11 protein-coding genes and 1 pseudogene are annotated in these 17,048 nt (G+C 62.6%); 5 read left to right on the forward strand and 7 right to left on the reverse strand.

Translation table 11 applies throughout. From position 1 onward, the window contains the following. Positions 1-4: 4 nt before the first annotated feature. From C481_RS01420 to C481_RS01430, 3 genes are all read left to right on the forward strand, one after another. Entirely contained in the window at positions 5-2,275 is a 2,271-nt protein-coding gene (locus tag C481_RS01420) for a VWA domain-containing protein (protein ID WP_006106997.1), read from the forward strand. A 165-nt stretch (positions 2,276-2,440) separates the two neighbouring features. Continuing rightward, a complete protein-coding gene (locus tag C481_RS01425; RefSeq protein ID WP_049904298.1) occupies positions 2,441-3,553 on the forward strand; it encodes a M24 family metallopeptidase in 1,113 nt (370 codons plus the stop codon). Between the two features lie 223 nt (positions 3,554-3,776). Next, the gene (locus C481_RS01430) at positions 3,777-4,067 is read left to right on the forward strand and encodes a hypothetical protein (RefSeq protein WP_006107000.1); all 291 of its coding nucleotides are present in this window, start codon (positions 3,777-3,779) and stop codon (positions 4,065-4,067) included. Between the two features lie 95 nt (positions 4,068-4,162). Here C481_RS01430 and C481_RS01435 read toward each other — a convergent pair whose 3' ends face one another. After that, positions 4,163-6,136, reverse strand: coding sequence for a hydantoinase B/oxoprolinase family protein (locus tag C481_RS01435; RefSeq protein WP_006107002.1), 1,974 nt, complete (start codon positions 6,134-6,136; stop codon positions 4,163-4,165). 2 nt (positions 6,137-6,138) lie between these two features. Then, the gene (locus tag C481_RS01440) at positions 6,139-8,163 is read right to left on the reverse strand and encodes a hydantoinase/oxoprolinase family protein (RefSeq protein WP_006107004.1); all 2,025 of its coding nucleotides are present in this window, start codon (positions 8,161-8,163) and stop codon (positions 6,139-6,141) included. 1,424 nt (positions 8,164-9,587) lie between these two features. On the opposite strand from C481_RS01440, the gene C481_RS01445 reads away from it, so the two are divergent. Beyond that, complete coding sequence (locus tag C481_RS01445; protein WP_241434616.1) at positions 9,588-10,835, forward strand: SGNH/GDSL hydrolase family protein; 1,248 nt, start codon at positions 9,588-9,590, stop codon at positions 10,833-10,835. A 297-nt stretch (positions 10,836-11,132) separates the two neighbouring features. Then, the gene (locus C481_RS01450) at positions 11,133-13,190 is read left to right on the forward strand and encodes an RICIN domain-containing protein (RefSeq protein WP_006107007.1); all 2,058 of its coding nucleotides are present in this window, start codon (positions 11,133-11,135) and stop codon (positions 13,188-13,190) included. Between the two features lie 53 nt (positions 13,191-13,243). On the opposite strand, the gene C481_RS22040 is transcribed toward C481_RS01450, so the two are convergent. The 5 genes and pseudogenes from C481_RS22040 to C481_RS01470 all read right to left on the reverse strand — a co-directional run. Beyond that, positions 13,244-13,420 (reverse strand): hypothetical protein, encoded by a 177-nt coding sequence (locus C481_RS22040; protein WP_006107008.1) that lies wholly within the window; start codon positions 13,418-13,420, stop codon positions 13,244-13,246. A gap of 3 nt (positions 13,421-13,423) precedes the next feature. Beyond that, the gene (locus C481_RS01455) at positions 13,424-14,638 is read right to left on the reverse strand and encodes an ABC transporter ATP-binding protein (RefSeq protein ID WP_006107009.1); all 1,215 of its coding nucleotides are present in this window, start codon (positions 14,636-14,638) and stop codon (positions 13,424-13,426) included. Positions 14,639-14,644: 6 nt separating this feature from the next. Then, the gene (locus tag C481_RS01460; RefSeq protein ID WP_006107010.1) at positions 14,645-15,574 is read right to left on the reverse strand and encodes a carbohydrate ABC transporter permease; all 930 of its coding nucleotides are present in this window, start codon (positions 15,572-15,574) and stop codon (positions 14,645-14,647) included. Then, a complete protein-coding gene (locus C481_RS01465) occupies positions 15,567-16,472 on the reverse strand; it encodes a carbohydrate ABC transporter permease (protein ID WP_241434617.1) in 906 nt (301 codons plus the stop codon). The genes C481_RS01460 and C481_RS01465 overlap by 8 nt, the downstream gene beginning before the upstream one ends. A gap of 127 nt (positions 16,473-16,599) precedes the next feature. Beyond that, positions 16,600-17,048: pseudogene (locus tag C481_RS01470) on the reverse strand (ABC transporter substrate-binding protein); the annotation flags it as partial.

Raw genomic sequence — 17,048 nt, forward strand, 5'->3', positions numbered from 1 at the left:
AAGTATGGTTGCAAATTCCGTGGGTAAAAAACTATCGTCGCTCGCCGTTCCGGGGATCGTCGGGCAGGAGACGCTCAAACGCGTGTTACTCGCCGTCGCGGTCAACGACGACCTCGACGGGGCGCTAATCGCCGGCGAGAAGGGAACCGCGAAGTCGACCGCCGTGCGGACGCTCGCGGAGCACCTCCCGGAACAGCGGGTCGTAGTCGACTGCCGGTTTCGCTGTTCGCCCGACGGATCCGGACCCCAGTGTGCTGACTGCCGGGAGCGCGATCCCGACGATATGCCCGTCGAAACCCGTCCGACCCCGGTCGTCACGCTTCCGCTGGGCGCGACCCGCGACCGCGTCGTCGGTACCCTCTCGGTCGAGGACGCACTCGCCGGCGAGGCGTCGTTCGAGCCCGGACTGTTAGCCCGTGCGAACCGCGGCATCCTCTACGTCGACGAAATCAACCTGCTCGACGATCACCTGGTCGACGTCCTCCTCGACGCGGCGGCAAGCGCCACGAACACCGTCGAACGCGACGGCGTCAGCGTCTCCCACCCCGCCGCGTTCACCCTGGTCGGCACCATGAATCCCGAAGAGGGCGACCTCCGCCCCCAGCTTCGGGATCGGTTCGCCCTACAGACGACCGTCGAGGGCTGTCGAGATATCGATGATCGCGTCAAAATCATCGACCGGGCGCTCGGCGATGGTGCCGACGCGGCTCCGACAGGCGGCGACGAACCCACCGACGCGCAACCGGCGGAGTTCAGCGTCGGCCAACGCCGCGAGGCGGTCGCCGCCGCCCGTGATCGCGTCGCACAGGTCGACCTCCCCGCCGAGTTCAGGGCGACGATCGCCGAACTCTGTCTCAATGCCGGCGTCGACGGCCACCGCGGCGATATTGCAACCGCCAGAACCGCGGTTACGCTGGCCGCGCTCGAGGAACGGACGACCGTAATCGAGTCGGACGTTCGCGAGGCCGCGACCTACACGTTGCCCCACCGACTCCGGAGTACGCCGTTCGCCGACGACGTTCCGGACGTAGACGACCTGCTTGCGGATCATCTCGAGGACTCGGCCGACGGCCGCGACGATGACGGCGAGTCGAACGCGGACGCCGCGGATGTCGGCGAGAGTGAACCCGGACCGGACGAGGACGGCGCGGCGGAGGGCGGAGACGGCGACGGTGACAATTGCGACCCCGAAACGAGCGGGGAGGCCGCCGATGCACCGCAGGACGACGAGCGCTCCGGAGATCGGTCGCCGACGGACGACCGCGATGAGTCGTATTCGGACCGCTCCGACGGCGACGACACGTCGGGAACCGGTAACGGGACCGCAGCGAACACAGCAGAGCAAGCGGGCGCTTCGGCGGCCGAAAGCGAGGGGGGCGAAGAGGGAAACGAGAGCGGTTCTGACGAGGGAGGATCTAATGCTGACACTGACACCGGTACCGACACCGCCCAGCCGCTCGTCCCCGGACAGCGACGGGCCGCCATCGGGGACGCCGCCGCACCCGAACTCGAAACGCCGACCGCGGAGACCGACGCGACCTCACGATCGGATGGAAAGCACACGACCGTCGACCCGAATTCGACGAACCGCGGCGCTCGCGTCAGAACGGAATCGGCGTCCGGCTCCACGGGCGAAGCCGGCTCGATCGACGCCGCAGCGTCCGTGCGGGCCGCCGCCGCCCGCGGCGAGACGACGGTCGGATCGGACGACCTCCGGCGCGCCGTCCGCGAGGGAACCGCCGCGGCGACGATCGTCTTCGCCGTCGACGCGAGCGCGTCGATGCAACCCGCGATGCGGACGGCCAAGGGCGTCGTCCTCGAACTCCTGCGCGAGAGCTACCAGCGCCGCGACGACATCGCGTTCGTCGCGTTCGCCGGCGACGACGCGGATGTTCTCCTCCCACCGACCCACAGCGTGAGCCTCGCTGCTCGCCACCTGAAGTCCCTCCCCACCGGCGACCGCACGCCGCTCCCCGCCGGCCTCGAAACCGCCAGTGCCGTCGTCGAACGGGCGGACACTGAAACCGCCGTCGTCGTCCTCGTTACCGACGGGAAAGCGACCGCCGCCGACAGCAGTCCGACCGAGCACACGCGAGCAGCCGCGCGCCGACTCACCCAGACTGGCGCTGAACTCGTGCTCGTCGACGCCGGGACCGATAGCCGCGCCGGCCTCTCCTCGCTCATCGTCGCGGAAACCGACGGCGAACGCGTTCCCCTCTCGGCGCTCTCGGCAGAAACCGTCCGCTCGGCCGTCGACGCGGCCACCGTCGACTAGTTCGAGAGGACGTTCCAAGAGGGGCCCACAGGAAGACATAACTAGATGGCCTAACCAAATAGACTAACCTATAGGGCCACGCGGGAAACCCGTACAACTCAGGAGGCGGCGACCGAACCACCACTCGAATCCAAATGAGNATCAGCGGGCGAGACGCCCACCGCGATCGAACGGCGACTCGCACGGGCACACGATCGTATTCAGGACGCACCGGCGGATGCCCTCGTCCTCTTCCCGAGCACGAACCTCGCGTATCTCAGCGGCTTCGACGAGGAGCCGATGGAACGCCATCTCTTCCTGTTCGTCACGGCAGACGAGGCGGTCTTTCTCGCCCCCACGATGTACGATACCCAGCTCGCGGCCGAAACGCCCGTGTCGTCCATCCGCACCTGGGACGACGGCGACGATCCGACCACCCTCCTCGCCACCCTCGGCGACGAACTCGGGATCGAATCCGGGCACCTGCTGGTCGACGACCGCATGTGGGCCCGCTTCACGCAGGACCTCCGAGAGACGTTTCCCGAAGCCACCTTCGGTCTGGCGAGTCAACTCCTCAACGACCTTCGAATCCGAAAGGACGAACGTGAACTCGACCACCTCCGCGCCGCGGCGACCGTCGCCGACGACGTCAGCACCGCCATTCGCAGCCTCGGTGCCGACGCGATCGGCCTCACCGAAACTGAACTCGCCGACGAGATCGAAAACCGACTGTCTGCGGCCGGCGGCAGCAGCGTCTCCTTCGAAACCGTCGTCGGGTCCGGACCGAACGGCGCTCGCCCCCACCATCGCCACACCGACCGGACGATTCAGCGCGGCGACCCCGTCGTCCTCGACTTCGGCACCGTCGTCGAGAGCTATCCCAGCGACCAGACGCGAACCGTGGTCTTCGCCGGCGATCCCCCCGCCGGCTTCGAAGACGCCCACGACGCCGTCCTGGCCGCCCAAAAGGCCGCTATTCGCGCCGTCGAGCCCGGGATCGAGGCCCAAGCGGTCGATCACGCCGCACGAAACGTCCTCGACGAGCGCGGCTACGGCGACCGATTCATCCACCGCACCGGCCACGGCGTCGGCCTCGAAGTCCACGAACCGCCATACATCACGGACGGCAACGACCGTGAACTCGAGCCGGGAATGGTATTCAGCATCGAACCCGGCGTCTACCTCGATGACGAGTTCGGTATCCGAATCGAGGATCTGGTCGTCGTTACCGACGAGGGCTGCGAGCGATTGAACCGGTCGCCGCGGACGTGGGAGCCGGTAACCGGCGCGGACGACTGAGTCGGTCGAGTGCAGCGCGTGACCTTGGCTCCGTGTCACGACAGGGAAACGAACACTCAATGGGGCATCGAACCGATGGCTGAGGGTAACGCGGGAGAACGGTACAGGGGCTGTTTTCTAGGATCGCAACGGCCACGAACCAATAAACCGGCTGAGACGGGGTGTGAATCGGATGTATATTCACCCCCAGACAACTATCGTGGCTGAAAGGAATCAACAACTGATGGCAAGCCGATGGACGCTACTCGCGACGGGGTGTCTACTGAGCGGCGGGCTCGTTGCGATCTTCATCGCGCTCTCGTTCCCGGAATTGCCGCTGTCTTCGTGTACCGATGTCGGATACAGCGGCGCTGAACCGCCCGGCGGATTCGAGTATTACGAGTTCTACGTGGGAGTGCTCGGCTACTCGCCCGACGGAGGCGTGAATCGATGCGATACGCCGATCGTGACGGTCGCCGTCGGGCTACTCGGAATCGGAAGTGTCGTACTCGGGATCGAACGCTGGAATCGGTGACACGCTCACCGGCAGGCAATCGCCGACTCGACGACTCGACGGCGAAACGGCAAGAATGGCGTGCCGCCGTGCCACGGACGTACGCGACACGGTTCTCAATCCGTCCACTCGCTCGCCGCCCGTTCCTGAAGCAGTTCGCGGAACTCCGCCGTCGTCCGCTCGAGTAACTCGCCGGACGACCAGTCGAGGATCACGCCGTAGCGGCGAATGAGATCTAGTTTGTCGAGTTCGCCCTCGCGGTAGCGCTCGGTGATCGCGTCGGGGTCCTCCCGGAGCCAGTCCTCGCGGTTGGCGCGGATGAACGCGCGTCGTTCGCCGGTCGCCTCGAGAGCGATCTCGTACGCACAAACGTCCGGATCGATCTCCTCGATGACGACGCCGTAATCCCGCTCGGCGCGTTCGACGGACACGTAGTCGTCTTTGACGTCCTCGAGAACCGCCTCGGGATCGCGTTCCAGCGGGTCGCCGAATCCGCCGCCGCCGGAGGACGGACGGACGAACTCGTCGCCCTCGGCGATCGGGACGTTCGAGAACACGGTCCCCATGTCCTCGGACTCGCCGTCTCGAGTAAGGGTGACGCCGTGGGGAACGCCCGGAAGCCCGCCGTTGATCCCCCAGGTGATCGACCGGGCGCGGTCCGAACAGTACGACATGACGCTGTTCTCGCAGGCGAGCATCCGGCCGCCCTTGCGGAGTCCGCAGCCGCCGCGGAACTCGCCGGGGCCCGCGGAGTCGGTGACGATCGAGTGCTCGCTGGTCACGAGCGGCGTGTCTCGCTCCTGGCCCTCGAGCGACTGGACGGCGAGTCCGGCTCCGAATACCGGCGCGGTCGCGTTCGAGCCGTCCTTGCCGTCGCGGCCGCCCCAGCCCCCGGCCATCCAGTCGTACCAGGCGAACTCCTGGTCGTCGCGGCCGGGTCGCTGGTCCTGCCCGCCCGCGAGCAGGTACTCGAGGTTGAACGCACAGGCCATCGCCCGCTCGGGCAGCACCTCCGACCAGAGTTCGAAGATGGCGTTCATCACCTTCTCGTACGCGCCGGCGACCGAGCCCGTCACGGGAACGGGTTCGGGTGCGTTGACGACGGTTCCCTCGGGGAGGTCGGCGCTGACGACGCGGTAGAGCCCCGAGTTCAGCGGCACGTCGGGGAAGAACATCTTCGTCCCGGAGACGACCGCCGAAAAGGAGGTCCCGAACGTCGAGTTCAGGAAGTTGCCGACGTACTCGTCCGATCCGGAGAGGTCGTAGTGGACCTCGTCGCCGTCGATGGTCATCTCGACGTCGATCGTGACGAACCCCTCCTCTTTGTTCGGGTCGGCGTCGATGTAGTCCCGGGTGTGCCAGGTGCCGTCGGGCAGGTCGCTGAGTTGCTCGCGCATGATGCGCTCGACGTAGTCCTTCGACTCGTCGAAGGCGGTCGTGACCGTGTCGACGCCGTACTTCTCGACGAGTTCGAGCAGTCGTTCCTCCGCGATCCGCGTCGCCTCGGTCTGGGCGCGAAGGTCACCCATGCGGTCCTCCGAGAGGCGCATGTTGGTCGTCAGAAGGTTGGCAACGTCGTCGCGGAACTCGCCGGCGTCCCAGATCTTCAGCGGCGGGATGCGCATTCCCTCCGCGAAGTGGTCGTTCGCCTCGATGTTGAACGAGCCGGGAGCGGGGCCGCCGACGTCCGCCCAGTGACCGTTCGACTGGGTGACGGCGATCAGTTCACCCTCGTGGAAGACCGGCCGCATGATCCGCACGTCGTTGATATGTGTCCCGCCGAGATACGGATCGTTGACGATGTAGACGTCACCGGGATTGATGTCGCCCTCGAAGTATTCGAGGGTCTCTTTACAGGTGTAGTGGAGGGTCCCGACGTGGACGGCGATGTCTTTCGACCCCTGCATCACCGTGTTCCCCTCGGCGTCGTTCAGACAGTTGCTGAAGTCGCGGTTGTAGATGACGAACGAGTAGCACGTCCGTCGGATCTGCTGTGCCATTCGGTCGACGAGGTTCGTAAAGGAACTGCGAAGCACCTCGAACGTAACCGGATCGAGATCGATGTCCGTCTGTGGTTGCGTTTCAGTCATGATTACACCGTGAGAATAATGGTACCCGTCTCGTCGACCTCGGCCGTCGCGTTCGGCGGGACGACCACCGTCGAGTCCATTTGCTCGACGATCGCAGGTCCTTCGAACGTCGCCCCCGCTCCGAGTGCAGCGCGCTCGTACACGGCCGTGTCGATGAACTCGCCTGCAGTCTCGAAGTACGCATCTCGGGTCGTTCGCCGGGCCGTATCGGCCTTTCCCGAGTCGATTTCGGGGAACGAGGGTTTCTCGACGACGCCGCGACCGGTCACGTGCAATCCGTAGACTTCGACCGGTTGGTCCTCGTCAGAGTAGGCGTACGTCTGTTCGTGCTGGCGATGGAAGCGTTCCCGAATCGCCTCCATGCTCTCGAGCGGACGCGAGCAGCCGACCTCGAGCGAGCGCCACTGGCCGGTGTAACGCATCTTGATCTCGTGATCCATCCGCATCTCGCTCTCGTCGATTCCCTCCTCGTCGAGTCGCTCGCGGATTTCGGCTTCCATGTCCGCGAACGCGGTCTCGATATCGTCGACGATATCCGCCGCGGCGTCGGCGATAAACGTCTGCGAAAGATCGTGTTCGACGTCGACCAGCAGACAGCCGAGCGCCGAGTTAATTCCCGGGTAGGGCGGGATGATGACCTGTGGAACGTTCATCTCTCGGGCGACGTGTGCCGCGTGTAACGGCCCCGCACCGCCGAACGCGACGAGTGCGAAATCGCGCGGATCGAAGCCCTTGCTCGTCGAAACCAGCCGCACGGCGTTACACATGTTCGCGACCGCGATCCGTTCGATCGCCGACGCAGCCTCCGTGAGTCCGAGTCCGAGTGGGTCGGCGATATCACGCCGAATAACTTCCCGGGCGGGTTCGGCGGTGGCATCCATGTCGCCGCCGAGGAACCGATCCGGGTCGACCCAGCCGAGAACGACGTTCGCGTCGGTCGTCGTCGGTTTATCTCCGCCCCGAAGATAACAGGCCGGTCCCGGATCGGCACCCTGGCTGTTCGGGCCAACCCGAAGCGAGCCACCGTCATCAATCCAGGCGATTGACCCGCCGCCGGCACCGATCGTTTCGATATCCGTCGACGGGAACATGATCGGATACCCGTACTCGACGGCCCACTCGTCGGTCATCTCGATCTCGCCCTGGTGCGTCAGCGAGACGTCAGCGCTGGTACCGCCCATATCGAACCCGATCGCGTTCTCGAAGCCGCACTGATCGGCAATATACTGGCTTGCGATCGCGCCCGCTGTCGGGCCCGAGTTCGCGATACGAGCCGCGTAGTAAGCGATGGCCTCAGTCGTCATCACGCCGCCACCCGAATGCATCGCGAGGACGTCGCCACCGTATCCACGCTCACCGAGTTTGGCTTCGAGATCGGTCAGATAGTCGCGGACAACCGGCACTAGCGCCGCGTTGATGACCGTCGTGCTGGTCCGTTCGTGCTCGAACATCTCCGGCAAAATCTCGTGGGATGTACAAACGAACGCATCGGGATACTCCGCCGCGACGATTTCCTCGACTCGTTGTTCGTGCTCTCCATTAACGTACGCATTGATCAACGAGACAGCGATCGTATCGATATCGCGCTTCTCGAAGATCCGAACGACCTCTCGGACAGCCTCCTCGTCCAGCGGTTCGACGACGTTTCCCGCATAATCGATACGCTCGGGCACTTCGAGTCGGTCCCGCCTTCGTACGTAAGGATCGGCAACGTCTTCGTACGCATCCCAAAGATCCTCTTTCGTCCCGTCGCGGATTTCGTGTACGTCCCGAAACCCCTCGGTCGTAATTAGGCCGATCCGCGGCAGTTCGCGCTCGATAAGCGCGTTCGTCCCGACGGTCGATCCGTGCGAGAAGAACTCCAGGTCGCCGATTTCGGTATCCGATTTGGTCAATCCGTCGATGACGCCGTCGGCGGGATTAGCCGGCGTCGAGGGCGTCTTCTCGATTTCGACGTCTCCCGTCTCTTCGTCGAAGAGAATGACGTCCGTGAACGTGCCGCCGATATCTATGCCAGCCCGTCTCATACTATCATCTCACACAGTATCTCACGGTCCGGCCATATAATCGTTCCCCTCAGTGTCGGACATGGTTCGACTGAACTCGTCCAAATAAATAGTCATCTTCTCTATTCACGATTCATTGAACACAGGCCGATTATTTCCAATATTGGTAAACCGCTCATATATGCTGATTCCTTCCGGTATAGATTGTCCATCAATTCGTGGTGAGAACGATTTGAAAACGGACAGGTCGAGAGCTAGTTCGTCCGTGTTGCTCGTCGACCCGCTCACCGAGTGCTACGTGGCGGAAGTGATGAGCCGTCGGAGCGTAACCGGATGGCGACACCCGTTAGGCGTTTGCCGCCCGACTCCGCGCAATCGGTTGGTCGCTCGAGACGCACACGCAAGTCGTCGCCTGGTCGGCGATGAACTCTCTGGAAAAATCTGGCACTGGTATATCGATCGGCGAGCAGCGTTCCACGCTCTCCGGCAGCCACGAAAGCGTTGCCGTCGCGCGGTTCCCTAGCGACCTTCGTTTTCATGGTCGGCGAATCTGAGATTTACCTCGACAGCAGAACGCGGATCGGTCTGTGGACGGCGACGCCGTTGACGGGACGCTATTATCGATTTATTGCCAATTATATCGATGGACTATATTGTTTATATGGCACAATAACACCGAGTCAACGTCCTTTCTCGATATCGCAGGTTTTGAACGACGACGGACCGGTACAGCCGTTGTATTCGTTCACATATCGACCGAGAACCACGATCTCTCTGATACTGCGTGTCCCGTTGATAGCGCTGGCTATCTGATTTCCGTCTTTCAATCGGAAGTAGTCAGTCAGTTCGGCGGTAAGAGCAAATCTGACCGAAGAGTGGTCTCACAGACCAAAATGCGCGTTGATCGCTTCCGTAATCCGTTAGGTAGTTAGACGAACGGCAGTGAATGTTCTTGGGTGATTTCGGCATAGCTCTAATTCGAAACAACGGAATAGACATCCATCCTATATATCAGTACCGGTACTAAACTAGATACTATCGACGGGCAGTCACCTCGACTGCGGAGAGAAATTTCAAAACAATTGCATCTCAAGACAAGGAACTATTCGTCGCTTCCGAGTCAATTTTCCCGCCACCACTCACGTAGTCGATCTGTCGAGAGACGGAGCGAAATAACCGACTTGTAGCCGGAGTTCACCGAGAGTTCACCGAGTAACGGGAGTGCAATTGAACGGCCGGTAAACAGCCATGAAGTCGGCGACGGTAGGAGCGCCTTATTTTCGGATACAGCACCTGCACGCGGCAAAAGCGGCGACTAACTATCGGGGCTCCTGTAGCCGATCACGTGTCATGTCTCACAGTGACATGAATCGGAAAACCGGTGATGAACGATGTCGATGAGAACTCGTCGGAGCGCACTGCGCGCGATTAGCGGACTGACGGGAGTGGGAGTAGCGAGAGTCGCGTTCGGCGATAGCACGGACAAGCAAGCCGGTCGGACCGATGCGTCGGAGGAAGGGACGAATCGGCGAAACGAGTTTTTGGGAACGTGGACGGCGAGTCCGCAAGCCCCGCTCGCAGAAGGGGTTTCAGCCCGTGGCTTCGAGGACGAAACGCTGCGGCTGCTAATCCGGACGAGCGTCGGCGGCCACGCCATCCGTATTCGCCTCTCGAATGCCTTCGGAGATCGGCCGGTCACCTTCGATCGAGCCTCCGTCGGGATTCAGGCGGCGGATGCGAGCGTCGAGCCGGGAACGCTACGTCGGATCACCTTCGGCGGAGAACCAAGCGTGACGATTCCGTCCGGTTCCCGAGTCGTTAGCGACCCCGTCGATCGACGGATCGGACCGGGACAGAACCTTGCAATTTCTCTGTACGCCGAATCAGCAACCGGTCCGGCGACGTGGCACCAACTCGAGACGCGAACGTCGTACGTATCGCCGGCAGGAGATCGGACGACCGAACTCAACGGAGACGCATTTACGACCCCAGTGACACACTGGTTCTTCCTCGAAGGGGTGGACGTGCTCGCGCCGAACAAAACGGGTGCCATCGTTTGTTTCGGCGACTCGATCACCGACGGGGCTGCATCGACGATCGACGCCAACGCATCCTATCCCGCCGTTCTCTCCGACCGAGTCAACGAGCGACCGTTCCCTCGAAAATCCGTACTGAACGCCGGTATTTCCGGGAACCGCGTGCGCCACGACTCCGACACGTTCGGCGAAAACGCGCTCGCTCGGTTCGACCGAGACGTCCTTACACAACCGGGTGTGACGGACATCGTGCTCTTAGAAGGGATCAACGATATCGGCTTCGAACGGAACAGCGGTTCGGCGTACGCTCCCGCAGCGAGCGTCACGGCTGACGAAATAATTGCCGGATACCAGCAACTGATTCAGCGCGCTCACACGCACGGGGTCCGTATCGTGGGCGGAACGCTGACGCCGTTCGAGGGAGCAGAATACTACTACGAGGAGGGCGAACGGAAACGACAACAAGTAAACGAGTTCGTTCGAACGAGCGGAGCCTTTGACGGCGTTATCGACTTCGATCGCGCGATTCGCGACCCGGACGATCCGGAGCGAATCCGCCCGGAGTACGATAGCGGAGATCACCTGCATCCGAGCGACGCGGGATATCGGGCGATGGCCGAGGCGATCGATCTGAATCACTTTCGGAGACCCGGATAGCCCACGACTGTGATGAAGCCTACGAGACGAGTTCCGCCCCGGCAAAAGGAATGATCCAGGTCACTCCCCACCGCACTACCCTCGTGTCCGTCCGCGGGACCGGTGCCGCATCTCGCCGTGATCGTGGACAGCCGGATACGTCGCGAACGCGAACTCGAGTGCGGCGTCGGACGCTTCGGACGATTCGACCGACTCGTACCGGCAGACGAGCCACCCCGAGCGAACTTCAGTCGGGGAAGAATTAAGGCCGTTAGCGTCGTCCCGTGATTGTGTCGCACTACCGCGGCAGATATTAGCATGAGCAATGGCGATAGTTCACAGAACGGAACGCACGGGTCCGAACGAGAAACGAACGGACGGATCTCGATGGGGCGGCGCGGCGCAATGACGGCGCTCGGCGCTGTCGGGCTCGGCGCAACGCTGACCGGCGCAGTGAGCGCACGGGAGAGCGCACGAACGGACGGACGGGACGGGCTCGGAACCCAGCCGTGGTACGAGTGGGAGGCGGACGTTACCGCGAGCGGACACCGATTGACGGATCTGGACGCGCTTGACGTCGCACACACGCACACGAACTCGCGGGACGCGGCGGTCGTCGTGTGGCGAGACGACGATGGAGTCTATCACGCCGACGATCGGGGCGGCACCGTCGCGAGCGACGGCGAGCCGATGGCCGTCCTACAGGCGGCGCTCGATGCGCTCGACGCGGACCGGCGAACGAAAGCGACCGTTCAGATCGCGACGGATCTGACAGTGAGCGATAGCCATGACGTAACGGGCGTGGACGTGCCGAGTCACACGCGCCTGGCCATCGCCGGAGCGGTGACGGTCGAGGGCGAAACGGGCGATCTATTTTTGGTGGAGGGTGTCGAGAACGTCGAGTTCACCCGGCTGGTCGTACGCGGCCCCGCGAGTAGGGCAATCTTCGCCGACGACTGTTCGGACCTGACCATCGGTCGGCTGTGGATCGACGGCGTGACGGTACAGGGCGTTCGGCTCCAGGGCGGCTGTACGGACGTCCAGATCGACACCGCGTACGTGGCGAATACGGGCCACCACGGGATCGAAACCTACGACGTCGAACGGATACAGATCGGCCAGGTTACCGGCGTCGATCCGGGTAGCTCCGTGGTCCTGCTGAACGAGACGGTCGACGCGACGGTCGGGCAGGTCGTCGGGCGGAATCCGTCGTTCGATTACGCGACGTTCCGGTTGGCAAACGGGTGTCGTAACGTCTCCGTGGGCCGCGTTATCAGCCGCGGCGGCGTCCGCGGGCTGTCGATAATTACCGGGACGCGAGACGTTACCGTCGGCTCGGTACTCATCCAGGGCGGCCGGAAGGCCGGAATCCTCCTCGTGGACGTCAAGAACGTGAAAATCCTCGGCGGCGTAATCAAGAACACCGACGGCCCCGGCGTCAACTTTTGGTCGATCGGACTCATGGGCGAGAGTTCGGAGATAAACGAGGGCGTGACGCTAGCTAATCTTCGGATCACCGACGACCGCGACGAGCCGCGACAACCGTGGGCGATCGACGAAGACGGCGCCTGTCTGCACAACCAGTTCATCAACAACGACGTGCGCGGCGGCGGCACGGAGGGCCGCATCAAGACCGCCTCCGAGACGACGGTCGTCCGTGGGAACGTCGGCGGCGGTCTCGACCGAGGAACCGTTACGCTCGAATCCGGCGGGTCGCCGGCTGCCCGCGTCGCGGGTGTCTCCGAACACTACCGGTCGACACCCGAGGCTCGCACGGCACCGTACGACGAGGCGAGTGCAGCGGCCGCCTGGGAGCAGTATCCGGCGTGGAACGCCGAAACCGGGCAGTGGGACCTCGTCTTCGAGTGGCGTACGGATCCGGGAACCGACATCGACGTCGATTACGTCGTCGACCGCCCCCGCGCGGCGATCGGCCGCGAGATCGACCGGGACTCGCTCTGGGAGGAAGCCGTTCAGTCGATCGAGCCCGGCACGTACCGCATCGTCGCCGAGCACAGCGGCAAGGTCCTCGAAGTCGCGGATGGATCGACGGCTACCGGGGCGGCGATCCAACAGGGCGAGTTCGCCGACGACCCCCATCAGCGCTGGGTCGTCGACGGGGAGATGGAGGGGCGGCAAGGCTGGTTCACGCTCGCCGCAGAACACAGCGGAAAGGGAATCGTCTTCTCGGGCACCGACGCGGTCCAAGGGAGCGTCGCGGAGTACCGAGCGGAACGGTACGAGAGCGGCTTTCAGGTTGACGTTCCCGGCGGTCGCCTCGAAGTCGCCGACGCCGCGCTGGACTCGGGCGCACCAGTCCGCGCGGGACCGTGGCGAGGAGCGTCCCACCAGATCTGGTCGTTCGATCGATTGTAGACGCCGAAACCGCCCCGGAAGCGCTTTCGAACTCGCGTCCCGCCGCGGCGTAATCAGCGGAGTTCGTCCGGGACCGAACGGTCGTACTGCTCGTCCTCGCGACGGTACTCACGAACGACCGGGACGAATCGGTATCGTAGATCGAAGTAGAACGAGACGATGCCGTAGATCCAGAAGAAAAACAGTGCGACAGCGGCGATGACGAACACCACGCCGGCGGTCGTCACCATCGGTCAATCACCCTGTACCTCTTCCGACGAGCTGGCTGCATCATCCGTGGGAAGCGGGCCGACGAGACCGTGAGTGAGGGCATCACCGGACGCATCGTCGAAAACGTGCACCTTCTCGCGGTCGAAAACCACCTCGATCCGCTCGTCCTCGCCGATCGAGGTGTCGGGATCGACGCTGACGAGCAACTGCTCTGTGGCGTCGCCCATAAGCGACCCGTCGGTCGACGGCGGAGCCGACGCACTCTGGGGTCGGACGTACGCGTAGGTCTGGTCGCCGACCGGTTCGAGCACGTCGACGACCGCAGCAAACGAGGCACTCGGACTCGCGGGCTCGTCGTCGCTCGAGACCAGGTAGACGTTCTCCGGACGCACCCCGACCGAAACGTCGCGGCCGCCGTCTTCATCGCCGAGTTCATATTCGCGTCCGCGCTCAGGTTTGAGCGCGAGTTCGAGATGCTCAGTTTCGATACTCTCGTCGCGAACGACGCCGTCGAACCTATTCATCGACGGACTCCCGATGAACGTCGCGACGAACTCGTTCGCCGGACGGGTATAGCACTCAAGCGGCGGTGCGCACTGCTGGATGACGCCCTGATCGATGATCGCGATCCGGTCTGCCATCGTCATCGCCTCCTCCTGGTCGTGGGTCACGTAGACGGTCGTGATGTCGAGTTCCTTCTGCAGGCGCTGGATTTCGGTTCGCATGTGCACGCGCAACTTCGCATCGAGGTTCGCCAGCGGTTCGTCCATCAGGAACACCGCCGGCTCGCGGACGATTGCGCGGGCGATGCCGACGCGTTGTTGTTGCCCGCCGGACAGTTCCTTGGGACTGCGATCTAGCATCCCGTCGAGTTTGACGATCGTCGCCGCCTGCTCGACGCGGCGATCGATCTCCGCCCGCTCGAAATCCCGAAGCCGCAACCCGAAGCTGATGTTGTCGTAGACGTCCATGTGGGGAAACAGCGCGATGTTCTGAAAGACCATCGCGATGTCTCGGTCCTTCGGCGGATCGTCCGTGACGTCGTCGCCGGCGATGGAGATCGTCCCGTCCGACGGCAGCGTCAACCCCGAGATCATCTCGAGGGTCGTCGACTTGCCACAGCCGGACGGACCGACGAGACAGAGGAACTCGCCGTCCTCGATCTCGAGGGTCATCTCGTTGACCGCGACGATATCGTCGTAGCGCTTGAACGCATCACAGAGGCTAACATTCCCCATATCGTATCACTCCTTTAACCCACCCGACGTTAAGCCTCTTACGATGTGTTTCTGTGCGAGAATGACCAACAGCGCGACCGGAAGAATCCCGATGAGACTCGCCGCCGCCATCAGGTTCCAGAGCTCGGTGTGTTGCTGCTGGAAGTTGAGGATCCCATAGACCAGCACGGCCCAGTTGTCGGGCTGGCCGTCGGTCATCATGAACGAAAAGAAGAATTCGCGGTAGACGCCGATGAAGACGATGATCGCCGCCGTCGCGACGCCGGGCGCGGAAAGCGGAATGATGACCCGAAACAGCGCGCCCAACCGCGTCGTTCCCTCGACCCTGGCTGCGTCTTCGAGCCCATCCGGAATCTGGCTGTAGAAGGTCGTGAGGATAAAAATCGTGAGCGGAAGGCTCAACATCGTAAACGGGAACGCCATCGACCACGGCGTATTGTAGAGATCCGGCGTCACGAACACGCCGATCGTAAGCGTGCCGCTTAGCATCTCGAACAACGGAATCAGGTAGGTGATCCCGGGAAAGTACGAGATGAGGAGCAAGAGCAACATGAGCGGTCCCTTGCCGCGGAACTCGACGCGGCCGAACGCGTAACCGGCGAGGCTCCCGATCACAAGACAGATGACCACGGTAATCCCTGCTATCACGATGCTGTTGAAGATGTAGTGGTGGAGCGGATACTCCTGGAGAACCGTGAGGAAGACGGACGGGTTGAATCCCTCGGGGACGAGCCCCATGTTTCGAAGCTGGCCTCGCGGTGTTACGGCGAGGATGAACAGCCAATAGAAGGGAAACAACGTGATCGAAATGAATCCGACGAGTCCGACGTAAAACAGGAGTCTGTACGTGTCGGCCGGTTCGGAGACGAGGAAATCAACGACTTGCCGAACGATCCCTCTCTTTTCGGCCGCATCGGTCGTCACCGGATTACTCATCCGCGTTCACCCCCGCTCTGAACTGCACGAGATACACCATGACGATTCCGCCGATAATGAGCGCGGTGAGGAACGCTATCGCGGACGCCATCGCCCAGCGCTGCATGCGAAACGTATCCACGACAAGGCAGGTTAGCGTCGGAACCGTACTGCAGCCCGTCGACGCCTCGACGATACCGTAAATTTTCATCGAACTGATCGTATAGAAGATCATTCCGATGAGAACGACGGGTTTGACCAGCGGCAGCGTTATCAGTCTGAACTGCTGCCACTTCGAAGCCCCCGCAACCTTCGCCACGTCGTAGAGACTTCGATCGATGCTCGCCAGTCCCGCCATGATGATCAACGCGATAAAGGGAACCTTCCGCCAAACGTCGATAAGGATAATCATGAGCATCGAATCACGACTGCTCACCAGCGGGTTCGCCGACAGTACCCCGAGGTCGTGCAGCGGTTCGACGAGGGAACTGATCGAGGGCTGGAACAACAGATAGAACATCATTCCCTGGATAACGATCGGAATCGCCCAGGGAAGGATGACGATCGTGCGAGCGACCGACCGCGCCCGAAATTCCTTGTTCAGAATAACCGCCATACCCAGTCCCAATACGGTCCCGATGACGACGCTGATGAGGGTGATACCCACCGTAACGACGAGCGCGCTCGAGAGCGGATTCTCGAGCGAGAAGAACGGATAACTCAGAACGACGTTCGCGTCTCCCGAAAGGATCATCCAGTAATTCCGAATCCCCTCGAACGCGCCGATCGGTTCCGTTCCGTACAGATCGTCGGCGCGCAGCGAGACCCAGAACGTCCGCGCAAGGGGATAGAAGGCCAGGACCGAAAGCACGAGAAACATCGGTGCGATCAGCAGATAGCCGTATCTGTCTTCGTCCAAGCGTTCGATCCGATAGAGCACGGGCGAAACTGCCCGTCGTATTGTTCTCATCATGATCGGTTACTCCAGGTTGGTATCACGATCTATCCGTTTCCGTTCTGCACGCGCGTTCGGTGGAAACCCCACGTCAGACACCCACCCGTTCGGCCGCTTCAACGTCTTCCTGTGCCGCCGCGACGGCATCTTCGGGTGATTTCTCTCGGTTGAGACACGCGTGAAACTCGCTACCGATCCTGCTCGATTGGGTCTCCCACAGGGGATTGATCGGATGAACCCACTGATGCTCCGACTGAAATCGAAGCGTCTTGAGATACCGATTCATAACGTCGACCTCCCGAGCCTGCTCGGACTCGAACAGCGCCGGCTTCGGCGGCGTCGACCCGGTAAGCTCGAAAATATCCAGATAGAACTCGTCGGACGTCATCACCTGAAGCAACTCGACCGCGGCCGCGAGCTTCTCGCTGTTGGGATTGAGCGAGAGGTGCCAGCCGCCGAGTGTCGCGTTCGTTCCACCGGTTCCCTCGTACTTCGCCTCCGCCGGTGAAACGCCGTAGGGAAACGGCATCAAACCGAGAT

Source organism: Natrialba asiatica DSM 12278 (genome assembly GCF_000337555.1).
GTDB classification, from domain to species: Archaea; Halobacteriota; Halobacteria; order Halobacteriales; family Natrialbaceae; genus Natrialba; species Natrialba asiatica.